General features: G+C 63.8%; 29 protein-coding genes and 1 tRNA gene. 12 read left to right on the forward strand and 18 right to left on the reverse strand.

Features of this window, described 5'->3' with window-relative positions:
• Positions 1–13: 13 nt before the first annotated feature.
• Genes AABA86_RS29405 through AABA86_RS29420 form a run of 4 tightly spaced genes read right to left on the reverse strand, consistent with a single transcriptional unit; the run spans position 14 to position 5,736 of the window.
• Complete coding sequence (locus AABA86_RS29405; RefSeq protein WP_338309286.1) at positions 14–925, reverse strand: hydroxymethylglutaryl-CoA lyase; 912 nt, start codon at positions 923–925, stop codon at positions 14–16.
• 1 nt (position 926) lies between these two features.
• Positions 927–2,930: an acetyl/propionyl/methylcrotonyl-CoA carboxylase subunit alpha gene (locus AABA86_RS29410; protein ID WP_338309287.1), complete on the reverse strand. Its 2,004-nt coding sequence runs from the start codon at positions 2,928–2,930 to the stop codon at positions 927–929.
• Between the two features lie 4 nt (positions 2,931–2,934).
• Positions 2,935–4,539, reverse strand: a complete 1,605-nt coding sequence (locus AABA86_RS29415; RefSeq protein WP_212244205.1) for a carboxyl transferase domain-containing protein — start codon at positions 4,537–4,539, stop codon at positions 2,935–2,937.
• 24 nt (positions 4,540–4,563) lie between these two features.
• Positions 4,564–5,736, reverse strand: coding sequence for an isovaleryl-CoA dehydrogenase (locus AABA86_RS29420; protein ID WP_338309288.1), 1,173 nt, complete (start codon positions 5,734–5,736; stop codon positions 4,564–4,566).
• Between the two features lie 123 nt (positions 5,737–5,859).
• On the opposite strand from AABA86_RS29420, the gene AABA86_RS29425 reads away from it, so the two are divergent.
• A complete protein-coding gene (locus AABA86_RS29425) occupies positions 5,860–6,888 on the forward strand; it encodes an AraC family transcriptional regulator (protein ID WP_212244209.1) in 1,029 nt (342 codons plus the stop codon).
• Positions 6,889–7,033: 145 nt separating this feature from the next.
• Here AABA86_RS29425 and AABA86_RS29430 read toward each other — a convergent pair whose 3' ends face one another.
• From AABA86_RS29430 to AABA86_RS29440, 3 genes are all read right to left on the reverse strand, one after another.
• Entirely contained in the window at positions 7,034–7,330 is a 297-nt protein-coding gene (locus tag AABA86_RS29430) for a DUF3551 domain-containing protein (protein WP_212244211.1), read from the reverse strand.
• A gap of 249 nt (positions 7,331–7,579) precedes the next feature.
• Complete coding sequence (locus AABA86_RS29435; RefSeq protein ID WP_338309289.1) at positions 7,580–8,071, reverse strand: Lrp/AsnC family transcriptional regulator; 492 nt, start codon at positions 8,069–8,071, stop codon at positions 7,580–7,582.
• A 275-nt stretch (positions 8,072–8,346) separates the two neighbouring features.
• Positions 8,347–8,652, reverse strand: a complete 306-nt coding sequence (locus AABA86_RS29440) for an ETC complex I subunit (protein ID WP_212244215.1) — start codon at positions 8,650–8,652, stop codon at positions 8,347–8,349.
• A 254-nt stretch (positions 8,653–8,906) separates the two neighbouring features.
• Here AABA86_RS29440 and AABA86_RS29445 point away from each other — a divergent pair, with 254 nt between their 5' ends.
• Together AABA86_RS29445 and AABA86_RS29450 are read left to right on the forward strand one after the other, a co-directional pair.
• The gene (locus tag AABA86_RS29445) at positions 8,907–10,082 is read left to right on the forward strand and encodes an OpgC domain-containing protein (RefSeq protein WP_212244217.1); all 1,176 of its coding nucleotides are present in this window, start codon (positions 8,907–8,909) and stop codon (positions 10,080–10,082) included.
• 150 nt (positions 10,083–10,232) lie between these two features.
• Complete coding sequence (locus AABA86_RS29450) at positions 10,233–10,631, forward strand: translational machinery protein (RefSeq protein ID WP_212244219.1); 399 nt, start codon at positions 10,233–10,235, stop codon at positions 10,629–10,631.
• Between the two features lie 88 nt (positions 10,632–10,719).
• Here AABA86_RS29450 and AABA86_RS29455 read toward each other — a convergent pair whose 3' ends face one another.
• Positions 10,720–10,914 carry a hypothetical protein gene (locus AABA86_RS29455; protein WP_338309290.1) on the reverse strand — a complete coding sequence of 65 codons (195 nt, stop codon included), beginning with the start codon at positions 10,912–10,914 and terminating at the stop codon, positions 10,720–10,722.
• Between the two features lie 321 nt (positions 10,915–11,235).
• On the opposite strand from AABA86_RS29455, the gene AABA86_RS29460 reads away from it, so the two are divergent.
• A complete protein-coding gene (locus AABA86_RS29460) occupies positions 11,236–11,394 on the forward strand; it encodes a hypothetical protein (RefSeq protein WP_338309291.1) in 159 nt (52 codons plus the stop codon).
• Between the two features lie 282 nt (positions 11,395–11,676).
• Here AABA86_RS29460 and AABA86_RS29465 read toward each other — a convergent pair.
• The 4 genes from AABA86_RS29465 to AABA86_RS29480 all read right to left on the reverse strand — a co-directional run bounded on the left by AABA86_RS29465 (position 11,677) and on the right by AABA86_RS29480 (position 14,184).
• Positions 11,677–11,753: transfer RNA gene (locus AABA86_RS29465), tRNA-Pro, on the reverse strand.
• A 120-nt stretch (positions 11,754–11,873) separates the two neighbouring features.
• Positions 11,874–12,359: a DUF192 domain-containing protein gene (locus AABA86_RS29470; protein WP_212244223.1), complete on the reverse strand. Its 486-nt coding sequence runs from the start codon at positions 12,357–12,359 to the stop codon at positions 11,874–11,876.
• A gap of 203 nt (positions 12,360–12,562) precedes the next feature.
• Entirely contained in the window at positions 12,563–13,225 is a 663-nt protein-coding gene (locus AABA86_RS29475; RefSeq protein WP_212244225.1) for a cold-shock protein, read from the reverse strand.
• A 197-nt stretch (positions 13,226–13,422) separates the two neighbouring features.
• Positions 13,423–14,184 (reverse strand): SIR2 family NAD-dependent protein deacylase, encoded by a 762-nt coding sequence (locus AABA86_RS29480; protein WP_338309292.1) that lies wholly within the window; start codon positions 14,182–14,184, stop codon positions 13,423–13,425.
• 243 nt (positions 14,185–14,427) lie between these two features.
• Here AABA86_RS29480 and AABA86_RS29485 point away from each other — a divergent pair, with 243 nt between their 5' ends.
• Positions 14,428–14,592, forward strand: coding sequence for a hypothetical protein (locus tag AABA86_RS29485; RefSeq protein WP_162832225.1), 165 nt, complete (start codon positions 14,428–14,430; stop codon positions 14,590–14,592).
• Positions 14,593–14,660: 68 nt separating this feature from the next.
• On the opposite strand, the gene AABA86_RS29490 is transcribed toward AABA86_RS29485, so the two are convergent.
• A complete protein-coding gene (locus AABA86_RS29490; protein ID WP_212244229.1) occupies positions 14,661–14,951 on the reverse strand; it encodes a hypothetical protein in 291 nt (96 codons plus the stop codon).
• A gap of 281 nt (positions 14,952–15,232) precedes the next feature.
• Between AABA86_RS29490 and AABA86_RS29495 the strand changes: the two genes are divergently transcribed.
• Positions 15,233–15,463 carry a hypothetical protein gene (locus AABA86_RS29495; protein WP_028144755.1) on the forward strand — a complete coding sequence of 77 codons (231 nt, stop codon included), beginning with the start codon at positions 15,233–15,235 and terminating at the stop codon, positions 15,461–15,463.
• 101 nt (positions 15,464–15,564) lie between these two features.
• Positions 15,565–15,690, forward strand: a complete 126-nt coding sequence (locus AABA86_RS29500; RefSeq protein ID WP_338309294.1) for a hypothetical protein — start codon at positions 15,565–15,567, stop codon at positions 15,688–15,690.
• Between the two features lie 15 nt (positions 15,691–15,705).
• Here AABA86_RS29500 and AABA86_RS29505 read toward each other — a convergent pair whose 3' ends face one another.
• Positions 15,706–15,903: a hypothetical protein gene (locus AABA86_RS29505; protein ID WP_338309296.1), complete on the reverse strand. Its 198-nt coding sequence runs from the start codon at positions 15,901–15,903 to the stop codon at positions 15,706–15,708.
• 1,070 nt (positions 15,904–16,973) lie between these two features.
• The gene (locus tag AABA86_RS29510) at positions 16,974–17,111 is read right to left on the reverse strand and encodes a hypothetical protein (protein ID WP_162832227.1); all 138 of its coding nucleotides are present in this window, start codon (positions 17,109–17,111) and stop codon (positions 16,974–16,976) included.
• Positions 17,112–17,504: 393 nt separating this feature from the next.
• Here AABA86_RS29510 and AABA86_RS29515 point away from each other — a divergent pair, with 393 nt between their 5' ends.
• On the forward strand, positions 17,505–17,732 hold the full coding sequence (locus AABA86_RS29515; protein WP_338309297.1) for a hypothetical protein: 228 nt from the start codon (positions 17,505–17,507) through the stop codon (positions 17,730–17,732).
• A gap of 34 nt (positions 17,733–17,766) precedes the next feature.
• Here AABA86_RS29515 and AABA86_RS29520 read toward each other — a convergent pair whose 3' ends face one another.
• Positions 17,767–18,063 (reverse strand): HU family DNA-binding protein, encoded by a 297-nt coding sequence (locus tag AABA86_RS29520; protein ID WP_007591377.1) that lies wholly within the window; start codon positions 18,061–18,063, stop codon positions 17,767–17,769.
• A gap of 364 nt (positions 18,064–18,427) precedes the next feature.
• Here AABA86_RS29520 and AABA86_RS29525 point away from each other — a divergent pair, with 364 nt between their 5' ends.
• Together AABA86_RS29525 and AABA86_RS29530 are read left to right on the forward strand one after the other, a co-directional pair.
• Positions 18,428–18,919, forward strand: coding sequence for a hypothetical protein (locus AABA86_RS29525; RefSeq protein ID WP_338309298.1), 492 nt, complete (start codon positions 18,428–18,430; stop codon positions 18,917–18,919).
• 112 nt (positions 18,920–19,031) lie between these two features.
• Positions 19,032–19,334 carry a hypothetical protein gene (locus AABA86_RS29530; RefSeq protein WP_028144758.1) on the forward strand — a complete coding sequence of 101 codons (303 nt, stop codon included), beginning with the start codon at positions 19,032–19,034 and terminating at the stop codon, positions 19,332–19,334.
• Positions 19,335–19,442: 108 nt separating this feature from the next.
• Here the strand turns inward: AABA86_RS29530 and AABA86_RS29535 are convergent, their stop codons facing one another.
• Together AABA86_RS29535 and AABA86_RS29540 are read right to left on the reverse strand one after the other, a co-directional pair.
• Positions 19,443–19,823 carry a hypothetical protein gene (locus tag AABA86_RS29535; protein WP_212244241.1) on the reverse strand — a complete coding sequence of 127 codons (381 nt, stop codon included), beginning with the start codon at positions 19,821–19,823 and terminating at the stop codon, positions 19,443–19,445.
• A 12-nt stretch (positions 19,824–19,835) separates the two neighbouring features.
• Positions 19,836–20,000, reverse strand: a complete 165-nt coding sequence (locus tag AABA86_RS29540; RefSeq protein WP_212244243.1) for a hypothetical protein — start codon at positions 19,998–20,000, stop codon at positions 19,836–19,838.
• A 279-nt stretch (positions 20,001–20,279) separates the two neighbouring features.
• Here AABA86_RS29540 and AABA86_RS29545 point away from each other — a divergent pair, with 279 nt between their 5' ends.
• Complete coding sequence (locus AABA86_RS29545; RefSeq protein ID WP_338309299.1) at positions 20,280–20,732, forward strand: VOC family protein; 453 nt, start codon at positions 20,280–20,282, stop codon at positions 20,730–20,732.
• 291 nt (positions 20,733–21,023) lie between these two features.
• Positions 21,024–21,662: a glutathione S-transferase family protein gene (locus AABA86_RS29550; RefSeq protein ID WP_338309300.1), complete on the forward strand. Its 639-nt coding sequence runs from the start codon at positions 21,024–21,026 to the stop codon at positions 21,660–21,662.
• Positions 21,663–21,771: the final 109 nt, after the last annotated feature.

Here is a 21,771-nt window from a genome sequence, read left to right on the forward strand (position 1 = left end):
GCCGCAAGCGGCCTTACGTCAGCGCCCGCTTCCTCTTCGCATTCAGCGCGGAGGCCACGCGGCTCACGGGCGGCTTGCCGAGCACGCCGCTCATCTCGTTGGTGGCCGCCAGCAGCTTGTCCATGTCGACGCCGGTCCGGACGCCCATGCCCTCGAGCATGTAGACGACGTCCTCGGTCGCGACGTTGCCGGTCGCGCCCGGCGCATAGGGACAACCGCCGAGGCCGCCGGCGGCGGCGTCGATGACGCGGACGCCCTGCTCCAGGCCGGCATAGAGATTGGCGAGCGCCTGGCCGTAGGTGTCGTGGAAGTGCATTGCGAGATTGGCGGCGGGAACGTTGGCGGCAACCGCGCGCAGCATCTCCTTGGCCTTATCAGGCGTGCCGACGCCGATGGTGTCGCCGAGCGAGATTTCGTAGCAGCCAAGATCCCCCAGCGTGCTCGCGAGATCAGCGACGGCCTTCGGCTTGATCTCCCCATCGAACGGGCAGCCGAGCACGCAGGAGATATAGCCGCGCACCTTGACGCCGTCGTCCCTCGCGCGCGCCAGCACCGGCTTGAACCGCTCGATGGACTCGGCGACCGTGCAATTGATGTTGGCGCGGGAAAAGCCCTCGGACGCCGCGGCGAACACCGAGACCACCTCCGCGCCCGCGGCCCGCGCAGCGTCATAGCCCTTCTCGTTGGGCACCAGCACGTGGAATTCGGCGCCCTTGATGCCGCTCACGCCGCGCAGCACGGCATCCGAGCTCGCCATTTGCGGGATCGCCTTGGGCGAGACGAAGGCGCCGACTTCGACCGTATCGAGGCCAGCCGCGACCAGCGCCTCCACGAAGGCGATACGGTCTTCGACGCTGACGGGCGTCTTCTCGTTCTGGAGGCCGTCGCGCGGCCCCATTTCGATGATGCGGACGGGGTCGCTCATGTCACTCTCCCGCAGGATCGACCACCGCGAGCTCGACGCCCTCCTGCACGATGTCGCCGACCTTGCACTTGATGGACTTCAAGACGCCGGCATAGGGCGCGCGCAGCGTCTGCTCCATCTTCATCACTTCCAGCGTCAGGATCGGCGCGCCCTTCTCGAGCTTCGCCCCCTCCTCGGCCAGCACGGCGACGACGGTGCCCGGCAGCGGCGCTGCGATCTTGTCCTCGCCGGTCTGCTCTTCGGTCTCACCGCCGAACGGATCGACCCAATGCAGGTCGAAGCGGCCGTTGCGCGTGCGCAAGTAGAGCTCATGGCCGGCGATGACCGCGGCGACCGAGGATTTGACGCCGTCAAGCGTCAGGTCGAAGCCGCCGTCGCGTGGCGCGATCGCGAACGCCAATTCGCGTTCGCCGATCACCAGCGTGGACGGGCCGCTGCCGTAGTTCAGCACGATCTTCTGCTCGGGCCCGTGCCCGACGCGGAAGGCAAAGCTGCGCTGCCGGCGGCCGACCGGCTGCCAGCCAAAGGTTTGCCAGGGCGAATTCGCCTCCGCTTGGGCAGCCCGCTGCTCGTCGCTGATGATAGCGGCAACCGCGGCGCACAGCTCCAGCTCACCCGGCGCCGGCGCGGCCTGTGTCAGCACCGCCAGCTCACGCTCGATGAAGCCGGTGTCGATCGCATTGGTTCGCACCTTCGGATGCGTCATCAGCGCAGACAGGAACGGGATGTTGGTGACGATGCCGCGGACGTCGGACTCTTCGAGCCCGCGGTTCAGCCGTTCGATCGCAACGTCCCGCGTCGGCGCCCACGCGATCATCTTGGCGAGCATGGCGTCGTAATAGGGCGAGACCGTATCACCCTCGCGGTAGCCGGCGTCGATGCGCAGGCCACCGGTCTCGGCCGGCAGCCGCCAGGTCGAGATCCTGCCGACCGACGGCATGAAGTTCTTGGTGGGATTTTCCGCGTAGACGCGCGCCTCGACGGCGTGGCCGTTGAGCTTGATCTCGTTCTGCTTCAGCGGCAGCGCCTCGCCGAAGGCGACGCGCAGCTGCCATTCCACGAGGTCGATCCCGGTGATCAGCTCGGTCACGGGATGCTCCACCTGCAGGCGTGTGTTCATCTCGATGAAGAACACGTCCTTGCCGTCGGAGACGAACTCGATCGTGCCGGCACCGACGTAGTTCACAGCTCCCGCCGCTTTTCGCGCGGCGGCGCAGACCGCCTCGCGCTGGGCAGGATTGAGCGTCGGCGACGGCGCCTCCTCGATCACCTTCTGGTGCCGGCGCTGCAGCGTGCATTCGCGCTCGAACAGCGACAGCAGATTGCCGTGGCTGTCGCCGATCACCTGCACCTCGATATGCCGGGGATTATCGACATATTTTTCGATCAGCATGCGGTCGTCGCCGAACGCGGCCTTGGCCTCGCGCTTGGCGCTGACGATCGCGGGCGCAAGCTCGTCGGCCGAACGCACGATGCGCATGCCGCGGCCGCCGCCGCCGGCGGAGGCCTTCACCAAAATCGGGAAGCCGATCTTGTCGGCCGCCTTCGAAAGCGTCGCCTCGTCCTGGGCTTCGCCGTGATAGCCGGGCACCAGCGGCACGCCGGCCTTCTCCATCAGCTCTTTCGAGCCGGACTTCGAGCCCATCGCATTCATCATCCCGGCGGTCGGGCCGACGAAGACCAGCCCTGCATCGAAGCAGGCTCGCGCGAACTCGGCATTTTCCGACAGGAAGCCGTAGCCGGGGTGCACGGCCTCGGCGCCGGTCTTGCGCGCCGCATCGATCAGCCGCTCGACGTTGAGATAGCTGTCGCGGGCACGCGCGGGCCCGAGCAGCACGGCCTCATCCGCGAGCGCGACATGCATCGCGTCGCGATCGGCCTCGGAATAGACGGCGACCGTGCGCAGCCCCATGGCGCGCGCGGTGCGGATGACGCGGCAGGCGATCTCGCCGCGGTTGGCGATCAGGAGCGTGCGAAAACGACGGTAGAGCTTTGAGTGGTCCATCGCATCACATCCTGAACAGGCCGAATTTCGTCGGCTCGATCGGCGCATTCGACGCCGCCGAGAGGCCAAGGCCGAGCACGAGGCGCGTGTCAGCGGGGTCGATCACGCCGTCGTCCCACAGCCGCGCGGTCGCGTAATACGGGTGTCCCTGGCTCTCATATTGCGCGCGGATGGGCTCGCGGAATTTATCTTCCTCTTCCTTCGACCAGCTATCGCCCTTGGCCTCGATATTGTCGCGGCGAACCTGGCTCAGCACCATCGAGGCCTGCTCGCCGCCCATCACCGAGATGCGCGCGTTCGGCCACATCCAGAGGAATCGCGGTGAGTAGGCGCGGCCGCACATGCCGTAATTGCCGGCACCGTAAGAGCCGCCGATCACCACGGTGAATTTCGGCACCGACGCCGTCGCAACCGCCGTCACCAGTTTTGCGCCGTCGCGCGCGATGCCACCGGCCTCGTATTTCTTGCCGACCATGAAGCCGGTGATGTTCTGCAGGAACACCAGGGGAATGCCGCGCTGGCAGCACAGCTCGATGAAGTGCGCGCCCTTCAGCGAGCTTTCACTGAAGAGAATGCCGTTGTTGGCGATGATGCCGACCGGATAGCCCCATATATGGGCGAAGCCGCACACCAGCGTCGTGCCGTAGAGCTTCTTGAACTCGTCGAACTCGGAACCGTCGACGACGCGGGCGATGATGTCGCGCACGTCGAACGGCTTGCGGCCGTCGACCGGCACCACGCCGTAAATCTCTTCCGCGGCGAATAGTGGCTCGCGCGGCTTGTGCATGTTGAGATTCGGCCGCACCGACGGCTTCAGCGTGCCGACGATGCGCCGCGCGATGCCGATCGCATGGGCATCGTTCTGGGCATAGTGGTCCGTGACGCCCGACTGGCGCGAATGCACGTCGGCGCCGCCGAGTTCTTCCGCGCTGACGACCTCGCCGGTCGCGGCCTTCACCAGCGGCGGGCCGCCGAGGAAGATGGTGCCCTGGTTGCGCACGATGATGCTCTCGTCCGACATCGCGGGGACATAGGCACCGCCGGCGGTGCAGGAGCCCATCACAATCGCGATCTGCGGAATGCCCTGCGAGGACATCTGCGCCTGGTTGTAAAAGATGCGGCCGAAATGCCGCTCGTCCGGAAAGATCTCGTCCTGCAGCGGCAGGAAGGCGCCACCGGAATCGACCATGTAGACGCAGGGAAGGTTGTTCTGCCGCGCCACGTCCTGCGCGCGCAGATGCTTCTTCACCGTCATGGGATAATAGGTGCCGCCCTTGATGGTGGCGTCGTTGGCGACGATGACACATTCGCGGCCGGCAACCCGCCCCACCCCGGTCACGACACTCGCCGAATGCACGTCGCCGCCATAGAGGCCGTAAGCCGCGAGCGGCGACAGCTCCAGGAACGAGGTCCCGGGGTCGACCAAGAGGTCGACGCGCTGGCGCGCCAGCATCTTGCCGCGCGAGGTGTGGCGGTTGCGCGAGACCTCGCCGCCGCCGCCAGCGACTTGGGCGAGCTTTTCGCGCAAGTCCGCGACGAGGCCGCGCATGGCCTCGGAATTGCGCGCAAAGTCTGATGAAGACGGATCGATGCTGGAATGGAGCGGCATGTTGATTCCAATGAGGTGAAGGTTTTAAGCCGTCTCGGACATCAGTTCGCGGCCGATCAGCATGCGGCGAACCTCGGACGTCCCCGCGCCGATCTCGTACAGCTTGGCGTCGCGCCACAGACGCCCCACAGGGAATTCGCTGGTGTAGCCGACCCCGCCGAGCGCCTGGATCGCCTCGCCCGCCATCCATGTTGCCTTCTCCGCGGAATAGAGGATCGCGGCGGCGGCGTCCTTGCGCAGGCTGCGCGCGTGGTCGGCGCGGTCGCAGGCGCGCCCGACGGCATAGACATAGGCGCGCGTGGCCTGCCAGGTCGCATACATGTCGGCGAGCTTGCCCTGCATCAGCTGGAAGTCGCCGATCGGCTGGCCGAACTGCTTGCGCTCGTGCATGTAGGGCACGACCGCGTCCATGCAGGCCGCCATGATCCCGAGCGGGCCGCCCGACAGCACCGTGCGCTCATAGTCGAGGCCGGACATCAGCACCCTGACGCCCTCGCCCACCTTGCCGAGCACGTTCTCCTCCGGCACTTCGCACTCGTCGAAGAACAAGGGATAGGTGTTGGAGCCGCGCATGCCGAGCTTGTCGAGATGCTGGCCGTGGGTAAAACCCTTGAAGCCCTTCTCGATCAGGAAAGCGGTCATGCCGCGCGGGCCGGCCGCCGGATCGGTCTTGGCGTAGACCACCAGCACGTCGGCGTCGCCGCCATTGGTGATCCACATCTTCGAGCCGTTGAGCACGTAGCGGTCGCCGCGCTTGTCGGCGCGCAGCTTCATCGAGACGACGTCGGAGCCGGCACCCGGCTCGGACATCGCGAGCGCGCCGACATAGTCTCCGGAGATCAGCTTCGGCAAATAGCGCTGGCGCTGCGCGTCATTGCCGTTGCGGCGGATCTGGTTGACGCAGAGGTTGGAATGGGCGCCGTAGGACAGGCCTACGGCGGCCGAGCCGCGCGAAACCTCCTCCATGGCGACGATGTGGGCGAGGTAGCCCATGTTCGAGCCGCCATATTGCTCAGGCGCGGTCATGCCGAGCAGGCCGAGGTCGCCGAGGCGCTTCCAGAGGTCCGCCGGGAACAGATTGGCCTTTTCGATCTCGGCGGCCCGCGGCGTGATCTCCGCCTCGACGAAGGCGCGGAGCGTGTCGCGCAGCAGGCTGATGTCTTCGCCCAGATCGAAATCGATGCTCGGGATGTTCAAGGCGATTCCTCCGTATTTTGGGGACCGAACCTAGCGGGGTCAGGGCCCTCTTGCGGTCGAAAAGGTTGCATTTTCCGCCAAACTTGGCGAGGATTTTCCCGAGGGAGTTCCCAAAGGTTCGCAATGCCTTTTCAAGCCGCAACCGCGATCCCGCGCCGCGCCGTCACCCCCGCCGCCTTCGTGCGGGGCGTGGTTGCCGCCTATGCGCGATACGGACGGGATCCGGCCGAGGCGTTGCAGCGGGGTCAGGTAGCGCCGGACCTTGTCAATTCTCCGGATGGGCGGGTCACGGCCGCCCAGTTCGAGGCCCTGGCGGGCCATGCCATGCGCGAGCTCGACGACGAGGCGCTCGGCTGGTTCTCGCGCCGCCTGCCCTTCGGCACCTACGGCATGCTGTGCCGCGCCTCGATCACGGCGCCGACGCTGGAGGTGGCGCTCAAGCGCTGGTGTCGGCATCACAGCCTTATCACCGAGGACGTGTTGCTCGATCTCGCGGTCGGCGAGGAGACCGCGGTGGTGTCGATCCGGGAGCAGCGCGATCTCGGGCCGCTGCGTGAGTTCTGTCTGGTCACCCTGCTCCGCTACGTGCTCGGCTTCTCCTGCTGGGCGGTCGATTCCAGGATCGCGCTCCGCGCAGCCGAATTTCCGTATCCCGAGCCGCACCACGTCTCGGTCTATCCGACCATCTTTTGTCGCAACGTCCGCTTCGGAGCGGGCGGCGCGGCCATCGTCTTCGACAAGCACTACCTGTCGCTGCCGCTCACCCGCAGCGCGGCCGATCTCGACAACATGCTCAAGGGCGCGTTGCGGCTGACCGTGCTGCCCTATCGGCGCGACCGGCTGCTGGTCGAGCGTGTCCGCCGCGTGCTGCGCAATGCGCGCGGACGCAGTCTCGGCGCCGAGGACGTCGCAAGCGAGCTCGCGCTTTCAACGCGCACCATGCATCGGCGCCTGCGCGAGGAGGCCACCTCGCTGCGCGATCTCAAGGAAGAGGCAAAGTTCGAGCTCGCCAAGCAGGAGCTGATGCGCGGCCGCGCGCCGATCAAGCGGATCGCGGAGATCGCCGGCTTCCGCAACGAGAAGAGTTTTTCGCGCGCCTTCCGCAGCTGGACCGGCGCTAGTCCCCGCGAGTTTCGAGGGCGGTATCGCTAAGACATCATCCGGAAAAGCACGTCGCGGTCTTCCGTGCGATGCCGAGAGGGCGAGCACTCTGAGGCACCGTACTCCTCAGACGTTTACGGCCCCCGGGATCACTCCCGAAGGCCGTAAAGGTCGAAACCACTAGTCCTAACTCTGATCAATTCGAGTTGGTCTGCCCGCCGTGGCGAAGCTTGCTGCGCGACTGCGAGTGCTTCGGCTGATAGGCGAGAGAGTCGGTCGCGCTCTTCCCACCGCCCTGCGCGCACGTTCCACCGATACCGCCGGCAGCGGCGCGGCAGGCTTCCATCGTCGGATAGCCGCAGCCGTGAGCGGCCTGGGCGCCGTTCGTAATGCAATAATCTTCCGCTTTCGCAGTCGGTGCCGTCAGCACCAGAAACGCAGACGCAAACAGCGTCGCGGCGGAAACTGCGAACGTCTTCGAAACCGAGGTCATGATGTCTTTTCCTGCTTAAGAAGTCCCACATGCGAGCCCTCGACTCGCAACGCGCGCTGAGGCTCACACCTCGCATGTAGGCCAACCACGGGAACCATCAATCACGGCTCAGCGCATTGCTGGGATGTGATAATCACATTTCTCAATTAGGTGAGTTGATCAGCATTATAGTGCCGCCGGGGCGATCGCCTCCACTCTTTCGCAATTGATTCAAATGCAGTGCGGGCTGCCCTCGGGCGTGGCCTGCCGCTAGCCCGCAGACGCCGCCGCGACGTTCTGCAACGGCAGTGGCACATCCTTCGCGACACCCAGCACCGGGAAGCTGCGGACGTTCTTCACATCGGGCATCGCGGCGAAATGCAGCAGCTGCTGGCGCATGCTCTCGACGCTCGGCGCGACGCATTTCAAGAGATAATCGGTGTCGCCGGAAATGCGCCAGCACTGCTGGATGCGCGGGATCGCGGCGATCGAGCCCTCGAACGCCTCCAGCACCGGCTGGGCCTGGCTGCCGAGCTGGATCGAGACGAACGACACGACCTCATAGCCGAGCAGCCGCTCGTCGATGACGGCGCGCACCGCCCGGATCACGCCGCGGCCGAACAGCGATTTCAGCCGCCGCAGGCAGTTGGGCGCGGATACGCCGACGCGCAGCGCCAGCTCGTTGTTGCGGATACGCCCGTCCTGCTGCAGCTCGGATAGTATCTTCAGATCGACGCCGTCGAGCTGGTCACGCCCGGCCATACCCTACCCTCGTCATGCTCGTGTCATGCGGGGCAGCGAAGCACGCGGCGGAATTGGTGCCAAGGGTCCGAACCCGGAGCGCGACGCCATCGCGTTCGGGAGGAATGCCTCCCCCCACCGTCATGGCCGGCCTGTCCCGCCCACTGTTCGTTCACGCGCCCAAAACGTTGATGCCCGGGCCTTCGCCTCGCCGAAGCGGCTTCGGCCGCGCAGGCGGGACGAGCCCCGGGCATGACGAGTACATCACGTCGATTAAGGTCGGAGCAGCCGCCCGCTCAATGCGTCCAGGGCTCGCCGCGCCGGAACGAGAAATTGTCGGCATAGGCCGCCGGGCGACGGATCGAATCCTGCGGCTCGATGACCTGGTAGGCGATGCCCTTGCGCTCGCAATAGGCGACCGCCTCTTCCTTGGAATGGAAGCGCAGCGTGATTTGCTGCTTCATGTCGCCGGACGAGGTCCAGCCCATCAGCGGCTCGACCGAACGCGGCTGCTCGGGTTCGTAGTCGAGCTGCCATTCCCGGGTCTTGGACCGACCAGATTGCATCGCGTTCTTGGCGGGCTTGAAAATGCGTGCGGTCATTGGCGGTCCGGCCTCTTCGTCTTTTCGTTCGATTTCGATGCGTCACGGTAGCAGTTGGTGGAAACCGCGGGCATAGTATACAGACACCGATTGGGAACTGATCGGTGATTCCGGCCCCGGGCAACCTTCTCCGACGGTATAGTCATTATGCTGCACCGTGACAATTGCGTACCCGCCTTTCGCGCTGGGGTCCCGCCCGGCGGCACTGCTTCGCCGACATCAGTGTAACCGTCCCCTCCGAGAGCTTCCGTCGCATGGCCTTCCTGAACATCAACGCCACGCTCCCTGAAAAAGGCCGTGACCTCAGGCTCGACCTGTTTCGCGGGGTCGCGAACTGGGCGATCTTCCTCGACCACATCCCCGACAACGTCGTGAACTGGGTCACGACGCGCAATTACGGCTTTTCCGACGCCGCCGACCTGTTCGTGTTCATCTCCGGCTATACCGCCTCGTTCGTCTATGCGCGGATGATGCTGGAGCGTGGCTTCCTCGTCGGCGCCACCAGGCTGACCAAGCGGGTCTGGCAGCTCTACGTCGCCCACATCATCCTGTTCGTGATCTATATCGCCTCGATCAGCTATCTGGCGCTGCGCTTCGGCGATTCCGAGATGATCAACGAGTTCAACGTCGCCGGCCTCGTCGACAACGCCACCGAGACGCTGCGCCAGGGCCTGTTCCTGCGCTTCAAGCCGCTCAATCTCGACGTGCTGCCGCTCTACATCGTGCTGATGGGGCTATTCCCGCCGGTGCTGTGGTTCATGCTGCGCAAGCCCGATTTGACGATGGTGCTGGCGATCGTGCTGTGGCTGACGGCGCGTCACTTCGGCTGGAATCTGAACGCCTATCCGGCTGGCCAGTGGTACTTCAACCCGTATTGCTGGCAGGTGCTGTTCGTGTTCGGCGCCTGGTGCGCGATGGGCGGCGCGCGGCGCTCGATGACGCTGATCAACGCGCCGATCACGCTTTATCTCTGTCTCGGCTATCTCCTGTTCGCGCTGGTCATGACCATGGCCGGCCGCTTCCCCGCGTTCGGTGGCATGTTTCCGGAGTGGCTGTTCTCGGCCTTCAACCCGAACGACAAGACCAACCTTGCGCCCTACCGCTTCATCCACTTCGTCGTGATCGTGATCCTGGTGATCCGCTTCGTGCCGAAGGAATGGCCGGGGCTGGAATGGAAGGTGTTCGATCCCCTGATCGTTTGCGGCCAGCAGTCGCTCGCCGTGTTCTGCGTCGGCGTGTTCCTGTCCTTCGTCGGCCATTTCGAGCTGTCGATGAGCTCGGGCTCGCTGCTCGCGCAGATCTTCGTCAGCGTTGCCGGCATCGCGATCATGACGACGGTGGCCTATTACATCTCGTGGTCGAAGAAGCAGGACAAGCCGCTGAAGCCACCGCCGCCCAAGCCGGCGGCAGCCGCAGCGAAGGCCGCCTGAGCGCGGCCTTCAACCGCCCTGGGCCGAGATCGATCGACAAAGATCGGTTGACTTGAGTCAACCAGAGGCGGCGGCGGCCGGCATAGTGTCCTCACGACACGCGCCGCGCACCGATGTCGGCGGCCTCCCCTCGGACAAGGCTAAAAGCACATGCCCTCTCATTTTCACGCCGTGGTATGGATCGACCATTCGCAGGCCAGGATCTTCCATCTCGGCCTGAGCGGCTCCGACGAAATCACGTTGCATCCGCAACTGGCGACGCGTCACCTTCATCACAAGGCCAACGCGGTCGGCAGCGGCCATGCCGCCCCTGACAAGGCGTTCTTCGCCGAGGTGACCAAAGCCCTGGCCGATGCCGGCGAGATTCTCATCATCGGTCCGGCGAGCGCGAAGACCGAGCTTGCCAGCCACATTCGCGCGGGCGCACCCGATATCGCCAAGCGGATTGCCGCGGTGGAAGCCGCCGATCATCCCTCGGACGCCGAAATCATCGCCTATGCGAAACGTCACTTCAAGCTGCCGCTGCCGCGCGTGCAGGCACCGGGATAGGCCGCGGGCAGACGGACTGAGGTCGAGGCCGAACGGCCTTAGCAACAGCTCTGGGCGCGATGATGATTCTCGCCCAGCTCATCGTGCTTCAGGCGGCTTCTTCGCCGTCGAACTCGGTGAATTTCTTGTAGATCCAGTCGCGGCCGTCATGGCGGCGCCAGACCTTGCCGACCACGAGCTGCCCGTTGATCGAGCGGCGGGGCACGAACACGGTCCAGAGGTGCCAGATCTCGCTCCAGCTCGATTGCGGACCGGCGGATTTGAAGTTGCGATCGAAAGACATGACGCAGAACTCACAGGATACGCGCGCTGCGACGAACCGTGACCTTGTGTGAGCACGAATTGCAGGCAGCCCATCGCGAGCCGGAATCGATCTGATAACGATCGCCGAAGCGGCCGCAACAACCGCTCATCCTTAACCTAACCGGTCAACCTTACTTCTCCCGGCTTGGAGCCGAGATCGGTTGAAAGCCGCAGCCGAACTATCTAGACTACGCGCACGATTTGAGAACGACCGCGCCGTCTTGGGCGCGTGGCTATTTGATTGAGCTGACGTCCAATTTTGTAAGTTGAAATTTCGAGACGACTCGTCAGGGCGACCACAATGAATTTGCAATGTGAACGTCTGCGCCTGGCGCTGCGATCGACGCTTCTTGCGCCAATCGCAAGGACGCCGGCGCAAGAGCCGACGAAAGCCGCCAACGACAACCACGGGATATGGCCGCTGCTGCCGTTTCCGCTCGGCTGGTACGCCTCGAGCTGATTGGCCGGATCCGAAAAAACGGCAGCCGAAAAGCGCAACGCCGCGCAAGCGGAATATCATCGCTTGGCGGCGTCCGTTTAGACATTGGGCGCTGAAATCCCCAATACATATATGTCTACGGCGACAGCGAAAGGTTCGATGCGGCGTCGGCAATTCTGGCCCGGTCAGCGGGGACGCAATGGCTTGAAACATCGCGCAGAAATCGCGGGAACGCCGCAAGCGCTGCCTGTCAGATCACGTCGGAGGTCGCAGGAAAAAGTCTAGGAGATTCAACCCCGGGACTGGTCGGGGCAGCTGGATTCGAACCAACGACCTGCAGTACCCAAAACTGCCGCGCTACCAGGCTGCGCTATACCCCGAATGTCCTGCGAGCCCCGTCGATACACGCTTCCCAGGGCGCCAGCAAGGCTCCAAGGCGCCAGCAAGGCTTCCAAAGCGTCGGCTAGCTTCCGGGCGCCCCGAGGTGCTTTCTGCCTGCCCTATTTGCTGCCGAACAGCGGATGGCCGACGCGGTCGCCGGGCCGGATGCCGTATTTCTGCGCCGTTCCCGCCACCACCTCCAGCACGGCCCGGGCGGGCCCCCGGGACGAGATGATCTTGGTCGACATCGGCTCGGTGTTCTCGGCGATGCGCAGGATGCGGCCGTCGGCGCGGATGAAGATCATGTCGAGCGAGACATAGGTGTTCTTCATCCACATCGACACCTCCTGCTCCGGATTGAAGTCGAACAGCATGCCTTTGCCGTCCGCCAGCTCCTTGCGGTACATCAGGCCGGTCTGCTTCTCCTCCTCGGTCGTCGCCACTTCCACCGAGAACACCTGCACGCCGTTCTTGGTGACGATCTCGAGCGGCTGGAAGCTGGCTGCGCCGGCGGGCGCGCCGGCAACAGCACAGCCGGCGATGACGAGGATGGCGGCAAGCCAGCCCTTCAGGGCGGACCAGGCAGCCTTTCGATCAGGATTCATGCGGGCACTCGAGGCGTGGGACTGGACCAGTCCTTACGCGGCGGTCGCCGGAAAAGCCAGAGGCGCACCGGCCTGCCAGCACGCCTCTGCTCACGATTGCGGGAAATGGAAGCTTGGGGGATTTGGAAGCTTGCAGGACTTGAAGATTTGCAGGACTTGAAGATTTGCAGGACTTGGACGCTAGAGCGCGAGTCTCCTCGCGCTTAGTGCGACTGCAATCCCGGCGATCCGGTCTCGGGATGGATCTCGGCCGCCATCATGCCCTTGGAGCCGGGCCCGAAGCGGACCAGGACATACTGGCCGGGCCTGAGCTCGGTCATGCCGAAGCGGCGCAGCGTTTCCATGTGCACGAAGATGTCGGGCGTGCCCTCACCGCAGGTCAGGAAGCCGAAGCCGCGGAGCCGGTTGAACCATTTGACCTGGGCCCGTTCCAGCCCGCTGGTCGCGGTGACCGTGACATGGGTGCGCGGCGGCAGCATCTGCGCCGGATGGATCGCGGTCGACTCGTCCATCGAGACCACGCGGAACGCCTGGTAACCCTTGGCGCGCTGGATGCACTCGACGACGATGCGGGCGCCCTCATAGGCGGTCTGGAAGCCGTCGCGCCTAAGCACGGTTACGTGCAGCAGCACGTCCGGCCAGCCGTTGTCCGGGACGATGAAGCCGTAGCCTTTGGAGGCGTCGAACCATTTGATCACGCCATGGACTTCGACGAGATTGGCGCTGGTCTCACCCAACCCGCTGAACGGACTGAGCGCGCTCTCGCGACCGGCACTGCCGTGTTCGCCCGGCGTGATCCGCCCGGGCGACACCCCCTGCCCGGGAACCCCGAGCTTCTTGGACTCAAATCCGTCCGACGACCCCATAACCCCGGACCCCACACTGTCATGCGACCCGCCTCAGCAGCGGTATCGAATCACGCGTCTTTCGAGAACCTTCTCAACCGGACGCGACGCGAATCTTTCGACTCAAAAGATAACACTCCCGGTTGCGAGGCATAGATAAAAAAGAGATTCGCCGGAACCTATGAACAGCTTGCACAGCCGCGAATCAAATTGATGCCTCAATTGCCGACAAAGGGCCCGAGCGCTTCGCCGATGTCGTCGTGGATGACGAGGTCGGCAATGTCGTCCTGCTCGGTCGGCTCGCGGTTGATGATCACCAGACGTGCACCGGCGTTCTTCGCCATCATCGGAAAGCCCGCCGCGGGCCACACCACGAGCGAGGAACCGATCGCGATGAAGAGGTCGCAGGCCTGCGACAATGCGGTCGCGCGCTGCATTTCATCATCGGGCATCATCTGGCCGAAGGAGATCGTGGCGGCTTTCACGGGCTCACCGCACGCGGTGCAGTTTGGCGCGAGGCCGTCGCCGTCGAAGCGACGCTTCACCCAATCGAGCGGATAGGCCTGCCCGCATCCGATGCAGCGCGCATAAGTGGTGTTGCCGTGAAGTTCAATCACGTGCTCGCCGGCGAAGCCGGAGGCCTGGTGCAGATTGTCGATGTTCTGGGTGATGACGGCGGGAACCTTGCCGGCGCGGTAGAGCGAGGCCAGCGCCCGATGGCCGCGCCCGGGCTTGGCCGCCGCGAAGACCTCCTCCATCGCAAAACGGCGCCGCCAGGATTCGTCCCGCGCTGACTGGCTCGCGACGAATTCGTCGAACGGGATCGGACGATTGCGCGTCCACATTCCGCCCGGCGAGCGGAAATCGGGAATGCCGCATTCGGTCGAGATGCCGGCGCCGGTGAACGGCACGATGACCCTCGCCTCGGCGATCATGTCGCCGAGCCGCTCAACGCCGCTCTGAAGATCCGATGCAATCAATCGCGGGCTCCCGATTCGTTTTGCCTGACAGCATCATGCACAAGCGGCAAGATTGTTGACGCTCTTATCAAGCGCTAACGTGAGGCGCTCGGCAATTTTTTCCGGGCCTTCGCATATCACAATCCTGCAATGCCTCCTCCCCATTGACGCCCCATTCAGGAGCCCCAATGGATGTGTCAATGCGACTCAGGATGATGCGGCGGCAGTGCTTGAGTTGAGTCAAGTAAACCCGAGGGGATGGTCATGACCGAAGACGAAGAACGCAAAGCTCGTGAGCGCGACGAAATCGCCGCCCGTGTCGCCGCCTTCCGTGCCACGCAGGAAAAGTTCAAGCGCGAGCGCGAAGAGTATTTCGTGTCGACCCTGGAGAACGCCCGCAAAGTCGAACGGCCCTCGCTCTGGCCGTAATTCACGTCCCGATCAATGCACGTGAAAAAAGCCCGGAGCATCGCTCCGGGCTTTTCGCTTGAATGAGACTACCAGTGACGCCAGTGGTGATGGTGCCGGTAGTACGGTCCGCCACCGTAATAGGCGTATGGGCCGGGCTCGTAGTAGGCGGGTCCGCCATAATAGCCATAGCGCGGGCCATAGCCGTAACCGTAGGGCTGCGACGCTGCGACCGCACCCGCGGTGATCGCGCCGGCGGCGAGGCCGAATGCGAGGCCCGGGCCGATGCCGCGCCCGCGCGCCTCGGCAGGCGCAGGGGCCGCAACCGCGGTCACGCCGACGGCTGCGACGGTGGCCAGAACTGCCAGTGTTTTCTTCATGCTCTCCTCCTTCGCGTCTTGCGGAGATAACGACGAGCGCCTGCGATGGTTGCGCAACGGGTGGGGAACCGGGCCCGGCAAAAAAAGTCGATGCAGCCGGAACGAAATCGCCGGCCGCGGATTATCGCCTCAAGTGCGGGAGCCTCCGCCATCCGGGTAGAGGCAACGGCACGAAGCCCCGTCAGCATCTCCGCGATGCTGGCGGGGTTTTCAGTTTCACGGGAGCAGATGGCAGCAGACGAGGATTGCTGCCAACGGGGCGAACGACCGAGGAGAAGAGTTTGCCGTTATCCGCTTTGCTGGCCCGTATCCGCAGGCTGGTTCCCAGATCCGACGATCAGCACTACGACGAGATCGTTCGCAGCTTCGGTGTGGGCACGCTGCACCCGCCACCGACGCCGATGAGCGACGGCGAGCTGGCGCGGGCGATCGCCGAGTTCCTGAAGGAGCAGCCGTCGAGCGAATCCGTCGCGACCCTCGGCCGCCGGCTCGACCCCTCCTCACCCCTTTGAGTTTCCTTCGAATTTCTTCCGCATTTCTTGGCGAGAGCACGGAACCAGAATTGCGCGCGGACGTTGAATCCCCCTTCACGCAGAGAGCGGAAGAGGCCGACATGCCCGCGTGGCTCGAAGTTTTGCTCAATTTGTCCGGCTATGCCGGTTTCGTGGCGCTCGCCTCGCGCGGCGCCGCGGGCCCGCAGGTGTCGGGCGACGATCGCATCTCTCACGACGAGCGCTAGTTGGCGTGCGCCGCTTTAATTGGCGTGCGCCGGCTGGCCCGCCGTGCGCACCAGCCGGTCGGCCTTGACCGCAACGCGCGTGTCCTCGAGCTGCGGCCGCAGCGAAAAGCTGATCACGACAAAAGCGAGACAGAACAGCGTGCCGACGATGGCGACGCGCCGGTAGGTCTGTCGGTCGCCTTGATAAAAGAACGGCTCTGAAAACGGTGTCATGACAAAATTGCTTCTGGCAAAGGTCGTTTCTTGCTTGTCGTTGCCAACACCTACCGCAACGAGCGCCAAGCGCAATGCGATTGGGCTTTTAACCTAACCGAATAGGGTTATCGGCTTCCGCGCAAAGGGTCGTTAGGAATTTGCCGAAGCCTGCGATCGCAGCGCGCCGCTTTCTGAATCGCGCTACAGCGCGAAGTCGAGGCTGCGGCGGCTCGCGGTCGCCGACCGGCTTTGTTCCAGCTTCGACACCATTTCGTTCTCAAAGAACGAATCGGAATCGAAGAAATCGGCGCGGAGCAACTCTTAACAAACCGTACGCGGGCGCCACGTCCGATCACGTCGCATCGGAAGACGGGGGCCCAGGAGATTCCAATCCCGGTGCCGGCACTTGCGGCACCGACGGCTTGTCCTTGCGCAAGCGCGGGTGCCGATCGTACCAAAACACTTTCGCGATCTCGGCGAGAAACCAGCAGGCATTCATGTCGCTCTCCCTCGCCCCACTCCTTACGGAGGAGGCGCGGACGCGACTGTGCCAAGCATCACGCTGTCTCGTTCTGATACGCGTGGCCGCATCCCCGGCGGCAGGCGCAACATGTTCTGCATCCGACTCCATTTCGTTCTCGCAGAACGAATCGGAGTCGGAAAATTCGGCGCGAAGCGATTCCTAACGATCGATGAAAGCGCACGACGCAATCTCTTCAGCGACGTGGCTCGCCGTCGGTACGATCTTCGCCCGCAGGAATTCCGAAACGACCGCGAACACGATGACGATCTCGCGGCAAGGTTCGCATGGAAAGCTGTTGGCGGAGGTCGCCATCATCGGCTTGACGCATCGGGGGCATGTCATGCAGGCCGAACGCTGACGGCACAGGTTCGTTCCTGAAGCATCAGCGGCGAATACTCGCGGCCGCAACGACCCAAGCCAGGACCGGAGTCCAAGACCAGCATCCAAGACCAACTTCAAATTGGTCCGCCTCGTCGTCCCCGCGACAGCCGCTCGATCAAGCGCGGCGTCAGAACGAGACCGCGCTTGCCGGATGCCGGATATCGTCGGCGTCTGCCGGCGCAGATCAAGCCGCCCGCTTCACTTTTTCCTTTTCCGAGAAGCACTCCAGGATCTGGATACGGAGCTCCTCCGCGGCCGGGCCCTCGAGCTTCCTGAGCTCGTTCCAGAGCCTGATCACTTCGCGCTGTTTCTCGACGGTCATGAGTCACCTCCCAAGCGGTCCCTAAGGTGGTTCAATAGAACAAAATGAGAACAAAAAGTCCAGTCCCCCGCGCGCGATTTCCCGGTATGTCGCGTTGAACCTTTTCAACGCCGCGTGGACCCAAGGAAGCTGGGGATTTCAGCGCCCAGTCATATGGCAGCGCCGCCGTGAACGAACATATTCCGTCATCGCGGCGCTGTTGCTTTTTGGATTTTCAACTTTAAGTTAGGAACACGGCTGGCGGCCAGGCGCTGAAATCCCAACGCCGTCGGCCAGAAGAGCCCCGTGCGAAGGCGCGGGGTTTTTCTTTTCAAGGCCGCGGGCTTCAGCCAGGCGCAGCGGGTCGTGGCTACGGGAACGAATCTTCCAACGTTCGCATTGCCCGGCCGATGAGTGTCGCGCGTTACCGTGTCCGGGCCCGCGCCCTTCATCATCGAGGCGCCGATGATCTGCGAGTTCTGTGAAACCGAGATCCCGATCGGACTTTCGGTCTGCCCCCATTGCGGGAAACCACAGAGCGCGTCCGGACAGACCGACCGGCGCTCCCTGTGGTTCGTCCTGATCATCGTGGTGATGTTCGGCATCGCCGTCGCCGAGCACCACCTTGTCTTCAGCCATTGATCGTTGCGGCATCGCCCGCCGCAACGACATCGCCTTAGACGGAGTCCTTGGCCACCTTCAGCGGCGAAGCCTTCACCGATTTGCTCGCCGGCTTGGCCGCAAACTGCATCGGCTCCTTGGTGAAGGGATTGACACCCATGCGGGCTTCGGTCGCCGGCTTGTTCACGACCGACATCTTCACGAAGCCGGGAATGACGAACTCGCCGGACTCGTTGAGCTCCTTGTAGCCGACCGTCGCCATGTACTCGATCACGGACTTCACGTCGTTCTTCGAAAGCTGCGTGCCCTCGGCAATTGCATCAATCAATTGGGTCTTCGTCATCTTCGCCATGTCTGAATTCCTTTGAAGGGTGCGCGCGAATAACTCTGCTGTGACGCGGCCGGACCGCGGAGGCGCGCTTCTGATTCATGCCAGAGGTCATGAATTGACCGGGCTTAGAGCCTATCGAGGCTCAAAACGCAAGCAGGGGTTCTGCGGGGTTCCCGACTTCCTGTGCAAGATGCTGCAGGACCTTCCGCTTTCCGTTTGAACCAATTTGCGGCTGGCGCGTCATATCATTGAAGTCCCCAAAGAAATCCCCAAGCTTCACCCCACCAGAAAGCCCCGCTTCCCCCGAGCGGGGCTTTCGCTTTTGGGGGCATGGTAGAACGGCCCGGCTGCCTGTAATGGTCTTAAGGTTTCTCGTGGGGTGCTCATGAAGGTCGCTATCGTCATCGCAGGTTTGATCGTTGTCGTTGTCGCCGCCCTCGTCGCGATCCAGCCGAGCTTCCTGAAGCCTGCCTCCCTCGCCCTCGTGAAGAAATCCGACATCTTCGGCTTCTCGCCCGGGATGACATTCGACGAGACCAGCAAGCTCATCAGTCAACGCCGCTATCTCTGCCGCCGGAGCCGCGACTCCTACACTTTCGAATGCGACATCAACGGCGCCAAGGTTTCGGTCGACAGCGACGAGGCCGACGTCAGGCACCCGATCTGGCGCGTCAAGGCGGAGTTGAACAATCCGGGGGCGCAGGACGCTGCCGTCAAATCGATCTCCGACCAGTTCAACGCGCAAGCCCTCAAGGACCGCGAGGGATGGACATGGATCGTCGGCCGCGGGCTCAAGCTGAGTTATGACGGCCTCGCCTTGAACCTCGTGGACGAGGCCGCGGAGGCCCGGCTTCGCAACGACGAAGCAAAGCGCTAGAGCGTGAAGTCACCTCGTCGTGAAACTTGTGGCTCGGCACGCCTTGTTGACACTTCAGTAACCCAACGCCGCCAAGCTCCATTCAGTCTCGTTGCGTTGGAGTAACCCCACAGTGCTGGATTTTGACGAGCTGCGTGAACTCGCGGCTGATGTTCGTGTTTTTGTCGACGTCGCCGAGGACAAGGCCGAAGCACTCAGGGCCGTCATCGCGGCCTATGACGTGGTGCTGGCAATCTTCCCCACTGACGAGGGCATGGGCCTTCACGTCATCAAGGGCAAAGAGATCCTGGACAGGATTGCAACATCACGCAGCCATGCGATCTACAGCCACACGGCGATCGCGGTCCCCGACCTGCAACACGCCCAGGCGCTCAAGCTGCTGACGGCCCCGGTCGAACAACGGATTGCGGCCTGATCGAAGGCGGCGGCTCCAGCGGCCATTGCCGGGCGATGCTCTGCATCGCCGGGCGAACCCTGCGGACCGAGCAGTTCGGCCGCCTCGCCGACGGCCCCCATTCTTCGGCTAATCGCGAAGCCGGTTGACGATCTGGAGCGGGATCCATGATCCCAGCACGATGACGATCGCAACGAGTGTGACCACGACATACTTCACCGGATTTTGCGAGGACGCGAGCGAACCTTCGAGCTGAAGGTATGGCAGCATCGCGTCCATGCCCATTCCGATGAGCGCAACCGCAAGCAGGCCGCCAAAGGCGGCGGCGACGATGTTGACGACCCAGCCGATTGCGCCGCGTCCGTTCGACCAGGCCTCGTAAATCGCGACAGCCAGCACGACGAGGGCAAGCACCAGCATGAAGCTCATCGAGCCGCCGACGCTCGACGTCGGGCCGAAGACCTCCAGCAGCAGCACGGCCGCCACCGCAACCAGTGTGATCGTCTTCACGACGCTCCCTCGTTAGTGCCCAAGCAACAAGACCACAGAGCCGATCGCGATGCAGACAAGACCGAAGACGGCCGTCGCGATCTCGACGGCGTTTTCCAGGCCGAAGAACCTGACGACCGCGCTCCATGCGGCAGACAGGAGAATATCCACGATCGCGCTGAGCAGGGCTTGAAGCATAGTAATTGGTCGCGCCGCCGGCGTTGGGGTTCGGTGACGGTGGATCAAAATTCATACGCCGTCGCCCCTCAGCATGAGCAAGACTACGGTGACAGTGCATTAAAAATGGCCTGCTCACCCGCAGGCTCTGCGGATTCGGTCCACGCTTGGCTGGTCTGTTTCCACCAGCCGCTTCTCCTCGCGCGCCCGCCCCCTGCCCCTCCTGCCCGTTTCCTGCTATCTCCTGTCCCCGCCGTCTTGGCCCAAACCAAAACACCTCCGTTCCAGGGAGCAACAACCATGCGATACCTCCACACCATGCTGCGCGTGCGCAATCTCGATGTCGCGCTAAAATTCTACGTCGATGCTTTCGGGCTGAAGGAGGTGCGGCGGATCGAGAACGACAAGGGGCGCTTCACGCTGGTGTTCCTGTGCTCGGCGGACGATCTCGAGGCGCTGAAGCAGCAGCCGCAGTCCCGCGGCGCGCCGCTGGTCGAGCTGACCTGGAATTGGGATGAGGAGAAGTATGGCGAGGATCGCTTCTTCGGCCATCTCGCCTATGAGGTCGACGACATCTACGCCACCTGCGCGCAACTGATGAAGGCCGGCGTCACCATCAACCGTCCGCCGCGCGACGGCAACATGGCCTTCGTCCGCTCGCCGGACCTGCACTCGATCGAGCTCTTGCAGAAGGGCGAGCCGAAGCCGCCGCAGGAGCCCTGGGCATCGATGCCCAACACCGGACATTGGTGAGGCTCGCAACTGGAACAAAGCTCTCGCTGCCCGCGTTCTCTCCCCGACAATGCAATTTGAGGAGGAAAGCATGGGACGAGGATTGTTGTTGTGGATGCTGGGCGTGCCGATTCCGGTTATCATTCTGTTGTGGCTGTTCTTCGGCCGCTGAGCGTCAGGTTCAACGTGCAATGAAAGCTCCGTCCGTGGCGGAGCTTTTTGCATGCGAGGCGCACCGCAATCGCGCATCGCGCGTCTCGAGAATTTCCGCTATCACCCGCGCAAGCAACAACGCACGCGGGGAGACGCTTCATGCCGGACACCAAGCTGACGATCTGGGGCCGCGCCAATTCGGTCAACGTGCAGAAGGTGCTGTGGTGCCTGACCGAACTGTCCCTGCCCTATGAACGCATCGACGCCGGCATGAGCTACGGCAGGACCCGCGAGGCCGACTATCTCGCGATGAATCCCAATGCGCGGATCCCGACGCTGGTCGAGGGCGACTTCGTGCTGTGGGAATCCAATTCGATCCTGCGCTATCTCTGCCTCGCGCATGGAAGCGGCACGCCGATCTACCCGGAGGCGCCGAAGAGCCGCGCATCCGTCGACCGCTGGCTCGACTGGACGCTGTCGACCGTGCAGCCGGTCGACCGCCCGGTGTTCTGGGGCATCGTGCGCACGGCGCCCGCCGAGCGCGACATGATCCAGGTGCAGCGCGATGCCGATGCCGCCGCCGAGGTCTGGGCCATCGCCGACCGCCTGCTCTCCTCGCGCCGCTTCATCGAGGGCGATGCGTTCACGCTCGCCGACATCGCGCTCGGCTCTTACGCGCGGCGCTGGCTCGGCGTCGAGGGCATCACCCGGCCGGCGCAGCCGCACCTGACGCGCTGGCTCGCCGAGCTCGGCAAACGGACCGGATTTGCACAGCATGTCGCACCGCCGATGTCGTGAGGCGGCAGAACTGCAAAAGCTGCGGTGAGAGCGCGATGAATCCGCGCTTCGGCGCAATCCTCCGGCGCCAACTCAGCACTTGACGCTACTGTGCATGGGGTTGTTTTCG

Source organism: Bradyrhizobium sp. TM233, from assembly GCF_036247965.1.
GTDB lineage: Bacteria > Pseudomonadota > Alphaproteobacteria > Rhizobiales > Xanthobacteraceae > Bradyrhizobium > Bradyrhizobium ottawaense.